The organism is Pantoea sp. M_10 (genome assembly GCF_008631515.1).
GTDB classification, from domain to species: Bacteria; Pseudomonadota; Gammaproteobacteria; order Enterobacterales; family Enterobacteriaceae; genus Pantoea; species Pantoea anthophila.
This window is the reverse complement of sequence record NZ_VWUL01000001.1, coordinates 910,957-930,858: the sequence shown is the minus strand read 5'-3', so window position 1 is coordinate 930,858 and position 19,902 is coordinate 910,957. Positions and strand designations below refer to the sequence as shown.

14 protein-coding genes are annotated in these 19,902 nt (G+C 54.3%); 9 read left to right on the top strand and 5 right to left on the bottom strand.

Annotated elements, in window-relative coordinates:
• Nucleotides 1-20: 20 nt before the first annotated feature.
• Nucleotides 21-986, bottom strand: a complete 966-nt coding sequence (gene trxB / locus F3I47_RS04435) for a thioredoxin-disulfide reductase (protein WP_009091134.1) — start codon at nucleotides 984-986, stop codon at nucleotides 21-23.
• A 110-nt stretch (nucleotides 987-1,096) separates the two neighbouring features.
• Between trxB and F3I47_RS04430 the strand changes: the two genes are divergently transcribed.
• From F3I47_RS04430 to F3I47_RS04400, 7 genes are all read left to right on the top strand, one after another.
• A complete protein-coding gene (locus F3I47_RS04430; protein ID WP_140028290.1) occupies nucleotides 1,097-1,330 on the top strand; it encodes a hypothetical protein in 234 nt (77 codons plus the stop codon).
• Nucleotides 1,331-1,504: 174 nt separating this feature from the next.
• Nucleotides 1,505-1,999, top strand: a complete 495-nt coding sequence (gene lrp / locus F3I47_RS04425) for a leucine-responsive transcriptional regulator Lrp (RefSeq protein WP_006118610.1) — start codon at nucleotides 1,505-1,507, stop codon at nucleotides 1,997-1,999.
• 118 nt (nucleotides 2,000-2,117) lie between these two features.
• The gene (locus F3I47_RS04420) at nucleotides 2,118-5,726 is read left to right on the top strand and encodes a DNA translocase FtsK 4TM domain-containing protein (protein ID WP_150029735.1); all 3,609 of its coding nucleotides are present in this window, start codon (nucleotides 2,118-2,120) and stop codon (nucleotides 5,724-5,726) included.
• 177 nt (nucleotides 5,727-5,903) lie between these two features.
• A complete protein-coding gene (lolA, locus tag F3I47_RS04415) occupies nucleotides 5,904-6,515 on the top strand; it encodes an outer membrane lipoprotein chaperone LolA (RefSeq protein WP_150029734.1) in 612 nt (203 codons plus the stop codon).
• A 7-nt stretch (nucleotides 6,516-6,522) separates the two neighbouring features.
• Complete coding sequence (locus F3I47_RS04410) at nucleotides 6,523-7,866, top strand: replication-associated recombination protein A (protein ID WP_150029733.1); 1,344 nt, start codon at nucleotides 6,523-6,525, stop codon at nucleotides 7,864-7,866.
• Between the two features lie 92 nt (nucleotides 7,867-7,958).
• Nucleotides 7,959-9,251, top strand: coding sequence for a serine--tRNA ligase (gene serS, locus F3I47_RS04405; protein ID WP_150029732.1), 1,293 nt, complete (start codon nucleotides 7,959-7,961; stop codon nucleotides 9,249-9,251).
• A gap of 319 nt (nucleotides 9,252-9,570) precedes the next feature.
• Nucleotides 9,571-10,722, top strand: coding sequence for an MFS transporter (locus F3I47_RS04400; protein WP_150029731.1), 1,152 nt, complete (start codon nucleotides 9,571-9,573; stop codon nucleotides 10,720-10,722).
• A gap of 53 nt (nucleotides 10,723-10,775) precedes the next feature.
• Here the strand turns inward: F3I47_RS04400 and pflA are convergent, their stop codons facing one another.
• The 4 genes from pflA to ycaO form a co-directional block, all read right to left on the bottom strand.
• Nucleotides 10,776-11,516 carry a pyruvate formate lyase 1-activating protein gene (pflA, locus tag F3I47_RS04395; protein ID WP_150029730.1) on the bottom strand — a complete coding sequence of 247 codons (741 nt, stop codon included), beginning with the start codon at nucleotides 11,514-11,516 and terminating at the stop codon, nucleotides 10,776-10,778.
• A 165-nt stretch (nucleotides 11,517-11,681) separates the two neighbouring features.
• The gene (pflB, locus tag F3I47_RS04390; RefSeq protein WP_009091120.1) at nucleotides 11,682-13,964 is read right to left on the bottom strand and encodes a formate C-acetyltransferase; all 2,283 of its coding nucleotides are present in this window, start codon (nucleotides 13,962-13,964) and stop codon (nucleotides 11,682-11,684) included.
• A 72-nt stretch (nucleotides 13,965-14,036) separates the two neighbouring features.
• Nucleotides 14,037-14,897: a formate transporter FocA gene (gene focA / locus F3I47_RS04385; RefSeq protein ID WP_009091118.1), complete on the bottom strand. Its 861-nt coding sequence runs from the start codon at nucleotides 14,895-14,897 to the stop codon at nucleotides 14,037-14,039.
• 371 nt (nucleotides 14,898-15,268) lie between these two features.
• Nucleotides 15,269-17,032 (bottom strand): 30S ribosomal protein S12 methylthiotransferase accessory factor YcaO, encoded by a 1,764-nt coding sequence (ycaO, locus tag F3I47_RS04380; RefSeq protein WP_150029729.1) that lies wholly within the window; start codon nucleotides 17,030-17,032, stop codon nucleotides 15,269-15,271.
• Between the two features lie 314 nt (nucleotides 17,033-17,346).
• On the opposite strand from ycaO, the gene serC reads away from it, so the two are divergent.
• Both serC and aroA read left to right on the top strand, forming a co-directional pair.
• Nucleotides 17,347-18,432 (top strand): 3-phosphoserine/phosphohydroxythreonine transaminase, encoded by a 1,086-nt coding sequence (gene serC / locus F3I47_RS04375; RefSeq protein ID WP_150029728.1) that lies wholly within the window; start codon nucleotides 17,347-17,349, stop codon nucleotides 18,430-18,432.
• Between the two features lie 82 nt (nucleotides 18,433-18,514).
• A complete protein-coding gene (aroA, locus tag F3I47_RS04370) occupies nucleotides 18,515-19,801 on the top strand; it encodes a 3-phosphoshikimate 1-carboxyvinyltransferase (RefSeq protein ID WP_150029727.1) in 1,287 nt (428 codons plus the stop codon).
• Nucleotides 19,802-19,902: the final 101 nt, after the last annotated feature.

Sequence of the window (19,902 nt, the reverse complement as noted above, 5' to 3'; positions counted from 1 at the left end):
GAGATCAGCGGGTTAACAACTTACTGATCGTTTTTAACTAATCCATCAAGAAAACGCTCAGCGTCTAACGCCGCCATACAACCGGTGCCCGCAGAGGTGATCGCCTGGCGGTATGTGTGGTCCATCACATCACCTGCCGCAAATACACCCGGGATGCTGGTCTGCGTCGCGTTTCCGTGCAGGCCGGACTGCACTTTAATGTAGCCATTTTCCAGCGCCAGCTGTCCATCGAAAATTGCGGTATTCGGGCTGTGGCCGATAGCGACAAACAGACCCGCCACATCCAGCGATTCGGTTTCCTCGTTCTGCGTCGAGCGCAGGGTCAGCCCGGTGACGCCCATCTGATCGCCGACCACCTCTTCCAGCGTGCGATGGGTGTGCAGCACGATATTCCCGTTGCGCACTTTCTCCATCAGACGATCAATCAGGATCTTCTCTGCACGGAAGCTGTCACGGCGATGGATCAGATGCACTTCAGACGCGATGTTCGCCAGGTAGAGTGCCTCTTCAACGGCCGTATTACCGCCGCCAATCACGGCAACTTTCTGGTTACGGTAGAAGAAACCGTCGCAGGTGGCGCAGGCAGAGACGCCTTTGCCTTTAAACGCCTCTTCGGAAGGCAGGCCCAGGTAGCGCGCTGACGCACCCGTCGCAATGATCAGGGCGTCAGCCGTGTATTCACCGCTGTCGCCGGTCAGACGGAACGGGCGGTTCTGCAGATCAACGGTGTGGATGTGATCGAAAATGATCTCAGTATTGAATTTTTCGGCATGCTCATGCATACGCTCCATCAGTGATGGACCTGTCAGATCGTGCGGGTCGCCCGGCCAGTTCTCCACTTCAGTGGTCGTGGTCAGCTGTCCGCCTTTTTCCAGACCGGTGATCAGCACCGGGTTCAGGTTGGCGCGTGCAGCATAAACCGCTGCGGTATAACCCGCTGGGCCGGAGCCCAGAATGAGTAGCTTACTGTGTTTGGCCGTACTCATGCGTTCCTCAGTTTCATTCGGCTGACATAGCCTGCGATTGTAGGGAATATCCGGCAGCAATGACAAGGTTTAGGCAATTTTGTTAACGATAGCTGCAAGTGGCGTAGACGATGAATGGCAATTTTGCCTCTGCAATGCGCCAAAAGGGGGCAAAACTCCGCTTAAGCGGTGCAATAGCTGAAAAAACCTCATTTAAAAACAGTAACCCAGCGGTCTGTCTGGCATCTTGTCCTGAATTTGGTGATTTTACTTTGACAATCGCCTGCGCTTTTGCGAAAACATTATCAGAAGCGGATAACATTTATCGGAACAAAACAGGTTTTCATCGCCTGTTTTGCACTTAACGCCGAATAAAAGCAGCCTGGTATGGATAATGACGCATGATGTGGACAGACAGCATGCGTCATATCGATAAGTCTCACCCACAGGCTCTGTTAGCTCACTTCAAAAATGCCCCGAACAATGAGCGTTTTCAGGGTGTGGCAGGTAAAGGGAAGGAATGAAGAGAGACAATAATAATGGTAGATAATAAGAAACGCCCCGGGAAAGATCTCGACAGAATTGACAGGAACATTCTGAACGAACTTCAGAAAGATGGTCGTATTTCAAACGTAGAGCTTTCCAAACGCGTAGGATTATCGCCTACGCCATGTCTTGAGCGCGTGCGCCGTCTCGAACGTCAGGGATTTATTCTTGGCTACACCGCACAGCTGAACCCGCACTATCTTGATGCTTCTCTGCTGGTATTCGTTGAGATTACTCTGAATCGTGGTGCGCCGGATGTGTTTGAGCAATTTAACGCCGCTGTGCAAAAACTTGAGGAAACTCAAGAGTGTCACCTCGTTTCCGGTGATTTCGACTACCTGCTGAAAACGCGCGTTCCTGACATGTCTGCCTACCGTAAGTTGCTGGGTGAGACCCTGTTGCGCCTGCCGGGCGTAAACGACACGCGAACCTATGTCGTCATGGAAGAGGTCAAACAGAGCAATCGCCTGGTGATCAAGACTCGCTGATGCGGGGCAGGTGCAAAACCTGAGATATTTCGGTACACTCCTGTGAATTCATACAGGATCAGCGTCGGGCTTGCCCGACGCTGTTGCTTCTTACTTTACAGGCACCTGGAGAGTCCTCTTGAGCCAGGAATATACAGAAGATAAAGACGTTACGTTACAGTCGCTGAGCAGTGGACGTCGTCTGCTGGAAGCGTTGCTCATTCTGGTGGCGCTGTTTGCCATCTACCTGATGGTTTCACTGGTCAGTTTTAACCCTTCCGACCCGAGCTGGTCGCAAACGGCCTGGCATGAACCTATCCACAATATCGGCGGCAGCGTCGGTGCCTGGCTGGCTGACACCTTACTTTTCATCTTTGGTGTAATGGCGTACGCCATTCCGCCGGTTATCCTGGGTCTGTGCTGGATTGCCTTCCGTCAGCGCGATAATCAGGACTATTTTGACTACTTTGCTGTCGGGCTGCGCCTGATTGGCGTTCTTGCGCTGGTGGTTACCACCTGTGGCATGGCGGCACTCAACGCAGATGATATCTGGTACTTTGCCTCAGGCGGGGTGATCGGCAGCCTGGTGAGTAATGCCATCGCTCCCTGGTTCAGTCCGGCTGGCGGCACGCTGATGCTGCTCTGCGTCTGGGCGGCAGGTATCACGCTGTACACTGGCTGGTCATGGCTCACTATCGCCGAGAGAATTGGTGGGGTCGTGATGGGCGTTCTGACCTTTGCCAGCAACCGCTCCCGTCACGATGAACCCTGGCAGGAAGAGGATGAACAGGATTCGCGTGAGTATGATGACGCGCCTGTGCTGCATACCGGCGATCAGGATGATGATGTGCTGCTGTCTGCCCCCCGCAAAGCCGCTGAACCCTCACCGTCTGAGCAGGATCCGTTGCTGGCTAAAGCCGCCGCAGCCACCAGCGCGGCCGTCGCCACTACCGCAGAAGCAGCCGATGTGCTGCTGACTCCGGCTGCGCCTGTTGCAGCGGCAACGCCAGGAACTGCTGCGTCCGCAGCGCCTGCAGCCGTACCGCCGTCAGCGGTGCATCCAGCAGCAGCAGAAAGCCTGTCGGCCTCGCAGCCAGCTGCGCCTGTGCAGCCGGCACCGGCTCAGAGCGCCCCTGCTTATGCGGCAGCGTCTGCGCCGACGGCAACGCAGAGTGCATCTGCGCCTGCTGCCGCACCTCCGCTTTATCACTTTGAAATGCCTGACGAGGCGCCAGCGGCTCCGGCGTTCAGTGCCTATGACGATGATGAGCCGAAAATGGGGAACTGGCGCGATACGCCGGTCAACCCTGTTGTGCCCGCCGCAACAACCGCGGTCACCGCCGCTGCCGCCGCCTCCCGAACCGCGACGCGCACGGCCCCGGTCTTTGACCTGGCACCTGAAACGAATCTGAATCCGCAGGTTAAGCAGGGTATTGGCCCGGCATTGCCGCGTCCTAATCCGGTAAAACTGCCTACCCGCCGTGAGCTGGCCTCGTATGGTATTAAGTTACCTTCGCAGCGTATGGCTGAAGAGAAAGCGAAAGCGGAAAACGCTGAGTCGACTGCGGCTGCATCCGATCTTCCGACTCAGGAGGCTGAAGAAGCGCAGCAGCAGGCTGAACTGCGCCAGGCCTTCCAGTCTGAACAGCAGCAGCGGTATGGCGCCGGCTGGCAGCAGGATGATGAGGAAGAACAGGAGGCGCAGCAGCAGGCCGCCCTGGCGCGGCAGTTCGCCGAACAGCAGCAGCAGCGCTATGAACCGCAAGAGCGAAAAGAACCGGTCTTTAATCTGGATACCGCGTCAGCCTTTGATTTTTCGCCAATGAAAGATCTGGTTGATGAAGGCCCGTCTGAACCGCTGTTCACCATTGCCGCTACGCCGGAACCGGAAGCGCCGGCGGTTTCACATGAACCCTGGCAGCAGGTGCGTGAGGTGTCAGAACCGCAGGCTCCGGCTCAGGTTCCGGCTCCCCCACGCTATGCGCCGGCAGAGCCCGCCTATGCTCCGTCAGCGGCAACGCCTGAGCAGGATTATGCTGCGCCTGCTTACAGCGCCCCGGCCGCGCCTCAGGCTCCGACCCACTCTGCATCAGCCTACGCTGCGCCCGCGGCTCCTGCTTATAATGCACCGGCTGCGGACAATGCTGCGCCCAGTTATGGTTCGCCAGCAGCACCGGTTCAGCCGGTTGAAGAAGCGAAGCCGTCACTGCATGACAGCCTGATCCACCCATTCCTGATGCGTCATGAGCAGCCGCTGGAGAAACCTTCCACACCGCTGCCTTCGCTGGATCTGCTGACCGCACCGCCGGAAGAGGAAGAGCCGGTTGATATGTTCTCGCTGGAGCAGACTGCCCGCCTGGTGGAGTCGCGTCTGGGTGACTATCGCGTTAAGGCGGAGGTGGTCGGCATTTCACCGGGGCCGGTCATCACCCGTTTCGAGCTTGACCTGGCGCCGGGTGTGAAAGCGGCACGTATCTCCAACCTGTCACGCGACCTGGCTCGCTCACTGTCTACAGTCGCGGTGCGTGTGGTGGAAGTCATCCCAGGCAAACCTTATGTTGGTCTGGAACTGCCTAACAAGCATCGTCAGACCGTCTATCTGCGTGAAGTACTCGATTGTCCTAAATTCCGTGACAATACCTCTCCGCTGGCTGTGGTGCTGGGTAAAGACATTGCCGGTCAGCCGGTCGTCGCCGATCTGGCGAAAATGCCTCACCTGCTGGTTGCCGGTACGACCGGTTCCGGTAAATCGGTGGGCGTAAACGCCATGATCATCAGCATGCTTTACAAGGCGACGCCGGAAGAAGTGCGCTTCATCATGATCGACCCGAAAATGCTCGAACTGTCGGTCTATGAAGGCATTCCGCACCTGCTGACGGAAGTGGTAACCGACATGAAGGATGCGGCGAATGCGCTGCGCTGGAGCGTGGGTGAGATGGAGCGTCGCTACAAGCTGATGTCGGCGCTGGGCGTGCGTAACCTGGCGGGCTACAACGAAAAAGTTGAGCAGGCGGAAGCGATGGGACGGCCGATTCCTGATCCGTTCTGGAAGCCGGGTGACAGCATGGATATGACGCCGCCGGTGCTGGAGAAACTGCCTTACATCGTGGTGATGGTCGATGAGTTTGCTGACCTGATCATGGCGGTCGGTAAAAAGGTTGAAGAGCTGATTGCGCGTCTGGCACAGAAAGCCCGTGCTGCCGGTATTCACCTGGTGCTTGCCACACAGCGTCCTTCTGTCGATGTTATTACCGGTCTGATTAAAGCGAACATCCCGACACGTATCGCCTTTACCGTTTCCAGCAAAATTGACTCGCGCACCATCCTCGATCAGGGTGGCGCAGAGTCGCTGCTGGGTATGGGTGACATGCTCTACATGCCGCCAAACTCCTCAATACCGATTCGTGTTCATGGCGCGTTTGTTCGCGACCAGGAAGTTCACGCGGTGGTTCAGGACTGGAAAGCGCGTGGCCGTCCGCAATATATCGAAAATATTACGGCGGGCGAAGAGAGCGAAAGTGCCGGTGGAATGGAAAGTGATGAAGAGCTGGATCCGCTGTTTGATCAGGCTGTCAGCTTTGTCATCGACAAACGCCGCGCGTCGATTTCAGGCGTGCAGCGTCAGTTCCGCATCGGCTATAACCGCGCGGCACGGATCATTGAACAGATGGAAGCGCAGGGTATCGTCTCTGCACCCGGACACAATGGCAACCGTGAAGTGCTGTCGCCACCGCCACACGATATGTAACGGTTAACAGGTTGTAACACGTCTTAATGAGCCAGTTCCGACTGGCTCATTGTTTTTATGCGGTTTATCCCCCATATCTGAATCAGCTTTCGGTTTTTTCCTCTATCCTGATGGCGGAACGGCGACCAGGCTTAAAGCAGTCATCGATGGGAACGTTTAAATAAGGAATTGAAGCAGATGAAATTACGCGTAATCGCTCTGGGCCTGTTGGCCACCTTTGCTTCAGCCAGCGTGCTGGCTGATGCGTCCAGTGATCTGCAACAGCGTTTGAATAAGGTCAGCAGCTTCCACGCCAGCTTCACACAAAAAGTCACGGACAGCAGTGGCGCCAGCGTGCAGGATGGTGAAGGCGAGCTGTGGGTCAAGCGTCCCAGCCTGTTTAACTGGCATATGACCGCCCCGGACGAAAGCATCATCATCTCTGACGGCAAATCGCTGTGGTTCTACAACCCGTTTGTTGAACAGGCGACGGTCAGCCTGCTGAAGAATGCGACGAGCAATACGCCGTTTATGCTGATTGCCCGCAACCAGTCCAACGACTGGAAGCAGTACAACATCAAACAGCAGGGCGACAATTTCGAACTGACGCCGAAAAGCAGTGACGGCAATCTGAAACAGTTTACGATTCAGGTAACGCCTGGCGGAACCATCAATCGCTTCAGCGCGGTGGAACAGGATGGGCAGCGCAGCGATTATCAGCTGAAAAGTCAGCAGAATGGTGCAATCAGCCCGGACAAATTCACGTTCACACCGCCAAAAGGCGTGACGGTGGACGACCAACGTCAGTGAGGTCACGGTGAGTAACCTGTCCCTGGATTTTTCCACCGAAAATTTCAAACCTCTGGCCGCGCGTATGCGGCCAGAAACGTTGAAACAGTACATTGGCCAGCAACATCTGCTGGGTGCCGGTAAACCGCTGCCGCGTGCTATTGAGGCAGGGCACCTGCACTCCATGATCCTCTGGGGCCCCCCCGGGACCGGCAAGACCACGCTGGCTGAAATCATTGCGCACTATGGCAATGCCGATGTGGAACGTATCTCAGCCGTGACCTCCGGGGTTAAAGAGATCCGGGAGGCCATTGAGCGCGCCAGGCAGAATAAGCAGGCCGGGCGGCGGACGATCCTGTTTGTGGACGAGGTGCACCGGTTCAACAAAAGCCAGCAGGATGCTTTTTTACCCCACATCGAGGATGGCACCATTACTTTTATTGGTGCCACCACAGAAAACCCCTCTTTTGAACTCAACTCGGCATTGCTGTCGCGCGCCCGTGTCTATCTGCTGAAATCCCTGACACTGGAAGATATCGAGCAGGTGCTGGATCAGGCGATGCAGGACAAAACGCGCGGCTACGGCGATACAGATATTGTCCTGCCGGACAACACGCGCAGAATGATCGCTGAGCTGGTGAATGGCGATGCGCGTCGGGCACTGAACACGCTGGAGATGATGGCCGATATGGCCGAAACCACCGCATCCGGCCAGCGGGAGCTCACGCCCCGGTTGCTTAATGAAGTGTCTGGCGAGCGTTCGGCGCGTTTCGACAACAAAGGTGACCGCTTTTACGATCTGATTTCGGCGCTGCACAAATCCGTGCGTGGCTCTGCGCCTGATGCGGCGCTCTACTGGTATGCACGTATTATCACCGCCGGGGGCGATCCGCTCTATGTGGCGCGCCGGTTACTGGCTATCGCCTCTGAGGATGTCGGCAATGCCGATCCGCGCGGGATGCAGGTCGCTATTGCCGCGTGGGACTGTTTCACACGCGTAGGCCCGGCAGAAGGGGAGCGCGCCATTGCGCAGGCGATTGTTTATCTGGCCTGCGCACCGAAGAGTAATGCCGTTTATACCGCCTTCAAGGCCGCCATGCGGGATGCCCGTGACCATCCGGATTTTGATGTGCCGGAACATCTGCGCAACGCGCCAACGAAGCTGATGAAAGAGATGGGGCTCGGCAAAGAGTATCGCTACGCCCACGATGAAACCAACGCCTATGCCGCAGGTGAAGTCTATTTCCCGCCGGAACTGGCTGACGCGCGCTATTACCGTCCAACCCAGCGCGGGCTTGAGGGCAAGATTGGCGAAAAGCTAAGCTGGCTGGCTGAACAGGATCAAAATAGCCCGACAAAACGCTACCGCTGAAACAGACGTTACGGTAATGTGGGCAATGTTTTCAACGCATTCCGCCGGAGTGCGTCCCTTCTTTTAACCAACTTTTTAAACACAGGATAAGCATGCTCGATCCCAATCTGCTGCGTAACGAGCCAGACGCAGTCGCAGAAAAACTGGCACGCCGGGGATATAAACTGGATGTGGAAACGCTGCGTTCGCTGGAAGAGCGTCGCAAGGTCCTGCAGGTAGAAACAGAGAATTTGCAGGCAGAGCGTAACTCCCGATCCAAATCCATCGGTCAGGCCAAAGTCCGTGGGGAAGATATCGAGCCGCTGCGTCAGGAAGTGAACGCGCTGGGCGAACGCCTGGATGCCGCAAAAACAGAACTGGATGAACTGCAGAATCAAATCCGTGACTTTGCGCTGGCACTGCCGAACATTCCGGCAGACGAAGTGCCGCTGGGTAAAGATGACAGCGAAAACCAGGAAGTCAGTCGCTGGGGAACCCCGCGTCAGTTTGATTTCCAGGTTAAAGATCACGTTGAGCTGGGTGAAGCAGCCAAAGGTCTGGATTTTGCGGCCGCCGTAAAACTGACCGGTTCGCGCTTTGTCGTGATGCAGGGACAGATTGCCCGGCTGCACCGTGCGCTGAGTCAGTTTATGATTGACCTACACACTGAGCAGCATGGCTACCTGGAAACCTATGTGCCTTATCTGGTTAACCACGAAACGCTTTACGGTACCGGACAGCTGCCGAAATTTGGCGAAGATCTGTTCCACACCCGCCCGCTGGAAGAGGAGTCAGACAGCAGCCACTATGCCTTGATTCCGACTGCAGAAGTGCCGTTGACTAACCTGGCGCGTGACGAAATTCTCGAAGAGGAGAGCCTGCCAGTCAAACTGACCGCGCATACGCCGTGCTTCCGTTCTGAAGCGGGTTCGTACGGCCGTGATACCCGCGGTCTGATCCGTATGCACCAGTTCGATAAAGTGGAAATGGTTCAGATTGTCAGCCCGGAGCACTCGATGGATGCGCTGGAAGAGCTGACAGGGCACGCCGAGAAAGTGTTGCAGTTGCTGAACCTGCCTTATCGTAAGGTTTTACTCTGCACCGGAGACATGGGCTTTGGATCGACCAAAACCTACGATCTTGAAGTATGGTTACCGGCTCAGAACACCTATCGTGAAATCTCCTCCTGTTCGAACATGGGCGATTTCCAGGCGCGTCGTATGCAGGCCCGTTGCCGCAATAAACAGGATAAGAAACCACGGCTGGTTCATACTCTGAACGGCTCTGGGCTGGCTGTAGGCCGTACCCTGGTTGCGGTGCTGGAAAACTATCAGCAGGAAGATGGCCGTATTATTGTGCCTGAGGTTTTACGCCCGTATATGAATGGCGCTGAGATCATTGGCTGAGTAAGCCTGACGGACTAAACCCGGCGCCAGCCGGGTTTTTTTATGCCCGCAGTTTTCAATACCCAGCCTGATTAGCGTCAAATGAATCACAAATAAACGTTATCGACAGCAGATGGGCCGTAATGCTTAAAAATCTGTATTTTCATAGAGATAGCATTTGATGTCCTGATGCCCTGTCGGATTGTAACCCACTGAAGATTAGTAAATTAAATTGTCGGACAGCAAAATGTGCTGCTGATAAATGGCCCCCATTGACTTTAAAAAAGCCAGTGGCAAACTGCGCGCAATTTCCCTTTATATGTTCTGGTTTCGATCCCCTATGTCAACCTGGTCACGCCCTGTGATTTTGCTGCTTTGCGGCCTGATGTTAATGACCGTAGCCATCGCCGTACTGAATACGCTGGTTCCACTGTGGCTGACCCATGACTTACTGACAACCTGGCAGGTGGGCATCGTAAGCTCCTCTTATTACACCGGTAATCTCGCAGGCACGCTGCTGGCTGGCTGGTTGATCAGACACTACGGGTTTAATCGCAGCTATTACCTGGCAACCGGACTCTTTGCTGTCGCCACGCTTTGCCTTGCGACTCTGGAAGGCTTCTGGGCATGGAGTTCGCTGCGCTTTATTGCGGGCGTGGGCTGTGCGCTGATGTGGGTGGTGGTTGAGAGTGCGCTACTCTGCAGCGGAACGGTGCGTAACCGCGGCCAGCTTCTGGCAGCCTATATGATCGTCTACTATCTGGGCACGGTGGCCGGTCAGTTGCTGGTCAGCAGACTCTCAACAGAGTTGCTGAGTGTGATCCCCTGGGTCACGTCGCTGGTGTTCTGCGCAGTACTGCCGCTGGTCTTCACCCGCGTCTCCGCCAGCGCAGACGCGGCGGAGCCCGTACCGGCCAGCATCTGGCCTATGCTTCGTCGCCGCAGCTCGCGCCTTGGCATCAATGGCTGCATTATCTCTGGTATCGTCTTAGGTTCACTTTACGGTCTGATGCCGCTTTACCTGTCGCATCAGGGAATGAGTGATGCTCACGTGGGCTACTGGATGGCGTTACTGGTCAGTGCCGGGATTGTGGGGCAGTGGCCCATCGGTCGTCTGGCTGACCGCTTTGGTCGCATGCTGGTGCTGCGGGTGCAGGTCTTTGTGGTTATCTTGGGGGCGATGGCGATGCTGGCCAATGCCGCAATGGCACCGTCGCTGTTTGTGCTCGGCCTCGCGGGCTTTACGCTCTATCCGGTGGCGATGTCCTGGGCCTGTGAGACGGTATCACACCATGAGCTGGTTGCCATGAATCAGGCGCTGCTACTGAGTTATACCGTCGGAAGTCTGGCGGGACCGGCGATGACCTCCGTTCTGATGCAGAATTACTCTGATCGCTCACTGTTTATCATGATTGCGACGGTGGCGCTGATCTATCTGGTAATGCTGCTGCGTAAAGCGAATCATCACGCTACGCCAGTGGCGCATGCCTGATCGCGGAATAACAAAAAGGGAGCCACTGGCTCCCTTTTCTGGCATTAAATGGTTTAGTACATGACTTCGTGTCCGTAGCTGGCAAGAATATTTTTTACCCGCTCCATTGTCTCTTTCTTCGGCGGCTTTACGCCATCCAGCTTGTACTCTTCCCCCATCGCAATCCATTTGTGCTTACCCAGTTCGTGGTAAGGCAGCAGTTCAATCTTCTCAACATTCTCCATGTCGCGAGTAAATTTACCCAGCCGGTGCGCAGTATCATCATCGTCGGAATAGCCTGGCACTACGACAAAACGAATCCAGGTGCGTTTGCCTTTTTTCTGCAGGTAGCGGGCAAAGTCCAGCGTGCGATGATTCGACACGCCCACCAGAATCTGGTGGATATCGTCATTCATCTGCTTGAGGTCGAGCATCACCAGATCGGTCACGTCGAGCAGTTCATCGATCACCGGATCATAACGGCGGACAAAACCGTTGGTGTCGAGACAGGTATGAATGCCTTCCGCCTTGCAGGCACGAAACCAGTCGCGCACAAACTCAGCCTGAAGAATGGCTTCGCCTCCGGATGCCGTGACGCCACCGCCAGAGGCGTTCATGAAATGGCGATAGGAGAGCACATCCGCCATCAGGGCCTCGACGCTGATCTCTTTGCCACCATGGGTATCCCAGGTATCTCGGTTGTGACAGTAAAGGCAGCGCATCAGGCAGCCCTGGAAGAAGGTAATGAAACGGATGCCGGGACCATCGACGGTGCCGCAGGATTCAAACGAGTGGATACGACCGTTAACTGACATTGCGATGTTTTCTCCAGTGAGTCTGCCGTAACAGACGGCGCAATCTCTGTTGCGCTCAGGGCAGGAAATCGATTCTGGTGGACACCTTCACAGAGACGACCACCAGAACAGACTTTTAAATAAAAGGCTCCGCGAGGAGCCTTTTTTAAACGGGTAGGGCGGTGATTACAGTGACTGAGTAAAGGTACGGGTAATCACATCCTGCTGTTGCTCTTTAGTCAGTGAGTTAAAGCGAACAGCATAACCGGAAACGCGGATGGTCAGCTGTGGATACTTCTCAGGATGCTCCATCGCGTCCAGCAGCATTTCACGGTTCATCACGTTGACGTTAAGATGCTGACCGCCTTCGATGCTGGCTTCATGATGGAAGTAACCATCCATCAGACCGGCAAGGTTGGTTTTCCGCACGTTATCATCTTTACCCAGCGCGTTCGGCACGATGGAGAAGGTGTACGAGATACCATCTTTCGCATAGGCAAACGGCAGTTTCGCAACGGAGGTTAGTGACGCTACCGCACCTTTCTGGTCGCGACCGTGCATCGGGTTAGCACCTGGTCCGAACGGTGCACCAGCGCGGCGTCCATCCGGGGTGTTACCGGTTTTCTTACCATATACCACGTTTGACGTAATGGTCAGGACAGACTGAGTCGGCACGGCATTGCGATAGGTAGTCAGCTTCTGGATTTTCTTCATAAAGCGTTCAACCAGATCGCAGGCCAGGTCATCAACCCGCGGATCGTTGTTACCGAACTGCGGATATTCACCTTCGATATCGAAGTCAATTGCCAGGCCGTCTTCATCACGGATAGGTTTCACTTTGGCATATTTAATCGCGGAAAGTGAATCCGCCGCTACAGAGAGTCCCGCAATACCGCACGCCATGGTGCGATAGACGTCCCGGTCGTGTAAGGCCATCAGTGCCGCTTCGTAGCTGTACTTATCATGCATGTAGTGAATGATGTTCAGCGAGGTCACATACTGTTTTGCCAGCCAGTCCATGAAGTGATCCATACGCTCCATGACGGTGTCGAAATTCAGCACGTCGTCGCTGATTTTGTCGCCTTTCGGGCCCACCTGCATTTTCAGTTTTTCATCAACACCGCCGTTGATTGCATAGAGCAGTGTTTTCGCCAGGTTGGCTCGCGCGCCAAAGAACTGCATTTGTTTGCCGACAATCATCGGGCTGACGCAGCAGGCAATGGCGTAGTCATCATTGTTGAAATCCGGACGCATCAGGTCATCGTTCTCATACTGCAGGGATGAGGTGTCGATAGAGACCTTAGCGGCAAATTTCTTAAAGTTAATTGGCAGTTTCTCTGACCACAGAATGGTCATGTTCGGCTCGGGTGACGGTCCCATGGTGTAGAGGGTGTTCAGGAAGCGGAACGTGCTTTTTGAGACCAGTGTACGGCCATCAACACCCATACCGGCCAGGGATTCAGTGGCCCAGATTGGGTCGCCTGAGAACAGCTCATCATATTCAGGTGTACGCAGGAAGCGGACCATGCGCAGTTTCATCACCAGATGGTCGATCAGCTCCTGGGCCTGTTCTTCTGTCAGCTTACCGGCTTTAAGGTCACGCTCAATGTAGACATCCAGGAAGGTGGATACGCGACCAAAGGACATCGCAGCACCATTCTGTGATTTCACGGCGGCCAGATAGCCGTAGTAGGTCCACTGTACCGCTTCGGCAGCATTGGTGGCCGGGCCGGAAATGTCGTGGCCATATTTTGCCGCCATCTCTTTGATCTGCGCCAGCGCACGGTGCTGATCGGAAATCTCTTCACGCAGACGAATCGTTGCTTCGAGATTTACGCCATTCTCCAGATCGTTCTGCAGTGAGGTGAACTGCGCGAATTTATCCGCCATCAGGAAATCGATGCCGTAGAGCGCGACACGACGGTAGTCACCGATGATACGTCCGCGACCATACGCGTCCGGCAGACCGGTCAGAATACCGGATTTACGGCAGCGCAGGATGTCTGGTGTATAGACGTCGAACACACCCTGGTTGTGGGTTTTACGGTATTCGGTAAAGATTTTTTTCAGTGAAGGATCAAGCTCACGGCCATAAACTTTGCATGAGCCTTCCACCATTTTGATGCCGCCGTAAGGAATAATGGCGCGCTTCAGAGGGGCTTCAGTCTGCAGACCTACGATTTTTTCCAGTGGCTTGATGATGTAGCCAGCGTCGTGTGAGGTGATGGTTGAAGCAAGATCGGTGTCAAAGTCGACAGGCGCGTGGGTGCGGTTCTCAATTTTGATCCCTTCCAGCACGCTTTCCCACAATTTGGTAGTGGCTTCAGTTGCACCCGCCAGGAATGACTCATCACCTTCATAAGGAGTGTAGTTCTTCTGAATGAAATCGCGCACGTTGACGCTATTCTGCCATTCGCCTTCAGCAAATCCTTCCCATGCTGTGGCCAGTTTTGCATTAAGTTCGGTCATACTATACCTGCCTTAGATGAAGAGACTGTTACGGTCAGGCACAGCGGATGGGCTGTGCCATCAAAAATACGTTTAGTGTACCGGGTCACCTTTACGGAGATAGATCACCCAATAAGTCAGACCCACCAGAACGCCGCCGCCAATAATGTTACCCAGAGTTACGGGGATCAGGTTGTCGAGAATAAAGTGAGTGACGGTCAGTGAGTGAAACTGTGCTGCTGTCGCCCCTGCCGCCTGCCAGAACTCAGGTGTCGCAAAGTCGCGGATAGTGATGGCATAGGGGATCAGAAACATGTTGGCGATACTGTGTTCGAAACCACTGGCTACAAACATCGAAACAGGCAGAATCATCACCACCAGTTTATCGGTCAGGCTACGGCCGGAATAACTCATCCAGACCGCGAGGCAGACCAGCAGATTAGCCAATGTGCCCAGGCAGACCGCTTCAATAAAGGTATGGTGCATTTTGTGATCGGCGGTCTGCAGCACATTTAATCCCCAGGCACCGTTAGCAACCATATGTTGTCCGGCAAACCACATCAGGGCGACAAAGAAGAGAGCACCGCCCAGGTTACCGACATAAACGTTGATCCAGTTACGGGCCAGCTGGCCCCAGCTGATACGTCCACTGGCTTTGGCCACAACGATGAGGACCGTCGATGTGAAGAGATCGGCACCACACACGACGACCAGCATCAGGCCGAGTGAGAAGCAGATACCCCCAATCAGTTTGGCTATGCCATAGGGCATTGTGCCGCTGCCGGTGGTGGCTGTGATATAAAAAACGAATGCGATTGAGATAAATACGCCAGCGGTTAACGCCAGAAAGAAAGTGGTAAAGGGGTGTTTGGTGGCTTTATAAATTCCGGCATCTTCAGCAACTTTTGCCATTGCGGCCGGAAGTAATAGATTAAAAGGGTTGTCAGTTTTCACACTAACTTACTCCAGAAGTTGTCTGAAAAAATAGTAACAAAGGAGTAGTAGCAAGTAATTGATGTGGATCATGTTTGCCGGAACGGTAACCGTTTTGTCACAGGAAAACTGAATTATTTTGTTGTAAGGTATTGAATTTATTTAATTAAATATTTTTTAAAATATGCAGGATTATTTTAATGTCAGGTCTGTGATTGCCTGCCCGGAATGGCATTTGTAATTGATTGGTCATCCGCATGTTAAACAAAACAATGGGATGTTGCGGGAAAGGGATTTAATGCAGCTAATGTTTCATGAAAAGAAAATAGCATGGCACCCGGTAAATGCAGTGCCATGCCGGATCGACTATCGACCCGCTGACGCGTCAGGAATTACGCGTTTTTCCAGTAGTGGCGTTTGGCCGTTTGCAGTTTTTCGTAAGCCGCAAGCAGAGACTGATGAGCCGGGAATGCCAGCAGCTCATCATCAACCGCCTGAAGTCCGTTAAACGGCTGTTCACCACTGATGGCGGCCGAGGCGGCTTCCACTGCGCTTTCACCATACATCCGCGTGAAGGCATGATGGTATTGCAGCGGGTCACGCTCATCTTCCATCGCTAATAGCAGCAGGGTCTGCAGGCAGCGGTAGTAATTTGCCCGCTCTGGCGTAAAGACAGAGCTGTTAAATTCCATTGTCCACTCCGTCCAGATCAGGGCCTGCTCCAGATCGCCACCTGCCAGAGCCAGCATCGCCTTTAATTCACCGATACGCAGCGTCGACCAGCCGTTATCTTTACCGGTGGCCAGACCCAGCAGCTCGCGGACGCGGGTAAAGTCATCGAAACCTTCGTCATCCAGTTGCCCGATTAAATCGAGATACTCTTCCGGATTCCAGTTGCTATCAGGCAGTGCCAGCAGGGTTTCACGTATGCCCGCTCCCATGCTGTTATTTGCCAGGAAGAGGTCTTCTGCCGGATAGATATCAGACATGCCAGGCACGATGATGCGACAGGCGTAGACACCCAGATGCTCATAGTCAGCGATATAGACTTCCTGATCTTCTGAAGCAAAGATCGCCATCAGTGTGGCAAACTCCTCTTCAGTACTGCCTGCGAAGGACCAGTCCACAAAGGGATAATCCGCCGTCTCTTTAAACAGATCCCAGGAGATCAGGCCGCTTGAATCAATGAAATGGGTTTCAAGGTTGGCGTGCTCGGCGACTTCTTCATCGTCGAACGTCGGTGGGGTAAACACATCCAGATCTTTCAGGCTCCGGCCCTGCAGCAGCTCGGTGACGGTACGCTCCAGCGCAACGCCAAAATCGGGATGCGCCCCAAAGGAGGCAAAACAGGTCCCGTTGGCCGGGTTAAACAGCACCACGCAGATCACCGGATATTTACCGCCAAGCGAGGCATCGTAGGCGAAAATCGGGAAACCTTCCGCTTCAAGACGGGCAATCGCTTCGATCACGTCAGGGTAGCGCTGCATCACCTCATCCGGGATCGCCGGCAGGCTGATAGCTTCAGCAATAATACGGTTTTTGATGTAGCGCTCAAACACCTCAGAGAGCCCCTGAACACGCGCTTCATTGGCCGTGTTACCCGCCGACATGCCGTTAGAGACATAGAGGTTACCAATGATATTCACCGGGATATAAACGGTTTGCTGGTCGGACTGGCGGGTAAACGGCAGGGCACAGATGCCCCGTTCAGCATTACCGGACTGCAGATCGATTAATCCGGACGCCGTCAGCGCCTGGTCTGGATCGTAAAAGGCGCGCAGACGCGGGTCCAGAATCCCCTCAGGTAAGGATTCATCCTCAGGGACAGCAAACCATTTTTCATTGGGATAGTGAACAAAATCGCCGTTCGCGATCTTTTTTCCAAGCCAGAAGTCAGCAAAGAAATAGTTCGTTGAGAGACGCTCAAAATATTCGCCCAGCGCGGAGGCCAGCGCCGCTTTTTTACTGGCGCCTTTGCCGTTGGTAAAACAGAGCGGGCAATCGCGGTCGCGAATATGCACAGACCAGACATGGGGAACAGGATTCAGCCAGGAAGCTTCTTCAATATTAAAGCCAAGATCCTGCAGCTTATTCTGGAAACGCGCAATGGAGTCTTCCAGTGCGGCATCTTTGCCCGGGATAAATGTTTGCGTCATAGTGCCGCTCTCTCAGTTGTCATAGGGTGCGTAAAGCGCGCCATGATACGGATTTTGCCTGAAGACCGCTATCAGGGCGGGATAAATTTACCGCCGTAGTTTTCCATTACTTCGCTTTACCGGCCAGACGCACTTTTATCGTGCTGAACGGCGCCTCACAAAATTTCGTGCAGGTTTGCATTGGTAACATAACATCCGGCGCGGCAGAGTCAGAAAATGTGACCGCCTCCTGATTTATGATTGCAGCTATCAGAATGCAGTGATAAAACCGGATGATTATTCATAACCGTTCGATATGACAGTGGTGAGGGGAAATGACGCAGGTTTATAATTTTAGCTCTGGCCCGGCGATGCTACCGGTAGAAGTGCTCCGTCGTGCAGAACAGGAACTGACGAACTGGCGCGGTCTGGGTACCTCTGTAATGGAGATCAGTCACCGCAGTAAAGAGTTTATTCAGGTGGCTGAGGAAGCCGAACAGGACTTCCGTGATCTGCTAAAAATCCCGGCCGGTTACAAAGTTTTATTCTGTCATGGGGGCGCACGTGCGCAGTTCGCTGCCGTGCCGGGCAATCTGCTGGGGTCAGCGACAACGGCCGACTATGTTGATGGCGGTTACTGGGCGCACAGTGCCATTAAAGAGGCGGAAAAGTATTGCTCCCCGCGCACGCTGGATGTCAAAACAACCCGTGACGGTAAACGTGCCATTCTGCCGATGCGCGAATGGGCCGTCAACGAAGCGTCCGCTTACCTGCACTACTGTCCGAATGAGACCATCGACGGCATCGCTATTGATGAACAGCCAGATTTTGGCAGCAAAACCGTTGTCGCTGACTTCTCCTCTACCATTCTTTCACGTCCGATTGATGTCAGCCGTTACGGTGTGATCTATGCCGGCGCGCAGAAGAATGTGGGCCCGGCTGGTTTGACGCTGGTCATCGTACGCGAAGATCTGCTGGGTCAGGCACACAGCTCTGTTCCCTCTATCCTCGATTACAAAGTTCTGGCCGATAACGATTCCATGTTTAACACGCCACCGACTTTTGCCTGGTACCTTTCGGGTCTGGTATTTAAATGGCTGAAAGAGAAAGGCGGTGTAGCTGAAATTGATCGCATCAATCAGGCAAAATCTGACCTGCTTTACGGTGTGATTGATGGCAGCGACTTCTATCGCAATGATGTGGCGACAGAAAACCGCTCGCGGATGAACATTCCTTTCCAGCTGGCCGATGCCTCACTGGATGCGCTGTTCCTGGAAGAGTCATTTAAGAATGGATTACATGCGCTTAAAGGACATCGTGTAGTAGGTGGTATGCGCGCCTCTATTTATAATGCGATGCCCCTGGAAGGTGTTAAGGCCCTGACCGACTTCATGGTCGATTTTGAACGCCGTCACGGCTAACCGATAAGATATCAGCGCTGATGCTGATGCCAGACCTCGTCCTGCGACGAGGTCTCTGTATTTTTTGAGGATTTCGTTTCACATGCAGGACTCCCTGACTCTCCAACCGATTGCGCGCGTCGACGGCACGGTAAATCTGCCTGGCTCCAAGAGCGTTTCCAATCGTGCACTGCTGCTGGCTGCACTGGCAAAAGGCACCACCCGACTCACCAATTTACTCGACAGCGATGATGTAAAGCACATGCTGAATGCGCTGACCGCACTGGGCGTCAGCTATACCCTTTCAGACGATCGCACCGTGTGTGAAGTGACGGGGAATGGCGGCCCGCTGCACGCCACACAACCACTGTCGCTGTTTCTGGGGAATGCCGGAACCGCAATGCGCCCGCTGGCAGCAGCACTTTGCCTGGGTCAGCACGATGTCGAACTGACCGGCGAACCACGCATGAAAGAGCGCCCAATCGGCCATCTGGTGGATGCGCTTCGTCAGGGTGGAGCGGCCATTGAGTATCTGGAAAGCGAACACTATCCGCCGCTGCGTTTACGCGGGGGGTTTACCGGCGGTGACGTCAGTGTTGATGGCAGCGTCTCCAGTCAGTTCCTGACGGCACTACTGATGACTGCGCCGCTGGCTCAGCAGGACACCTGCATCACCATTAAAGGCGATCTGGTATCGAAACCCTACATCGACATCACGCTCAATCTGATGCAGTGCTTTGGCGTCGACGTTGAAAATCAGAACTATCAACGCTTCCTGATAAAAGGTGCGCAGCAGTATCAGTCGCCAGGGGATTACCTGGTCGAAGGCGACGCCTCTTCCGCCTCCTATTTCCTGGCCGCCGCCGCGATTAAAGGTGGAACGGTTCGGGTCACCGGTATCGGACGTAAGAGTGTGCAGGGTGATATCCGTTTTGCTGACGTGCTGGAAAAGATGGGCGCGAGCATTGAGTGGGGCGATGACTATATTGCCTGCACCGCCGGAAAACTGCAGGCGATCGACATGGATATGAACCATATCCCGGACGCGGCGATGACCATTGCGACCACGGCACTGTTTGCAGAAGGGACAACGCAGTTACGTAATATTTATAACTGGCGGGTAAAAGAGACCGACCGGCTGAGCGCGATGGCCACTGAACTCCGTAAAGTGGGCGCAGAGGTCGAAGAGGGCCATGACTACATCCGCATCACGCCGCCAGCGACACTGATTCATGCGGATATTGGCACCTATAACGATCACCGTATGGCGATGTGTTTTTCTCTGGTGGCGCTCTCTGATACGCCGGTCACCATTCTTGATCCAGGCTGTACGGCAAAAACCTTCCCGGACTATTTTGTGCAGCTTGAGAAAATCAGCCAGCGCGCCTGACAGCCCTTCTCCGGTGCGTTCCCGCACCGGATTTTCCCTGATTTAATCTGGCTTTAATCGCCCGGATATCCTCTTATTTGACTAAATTTTCCCAGCCGCTC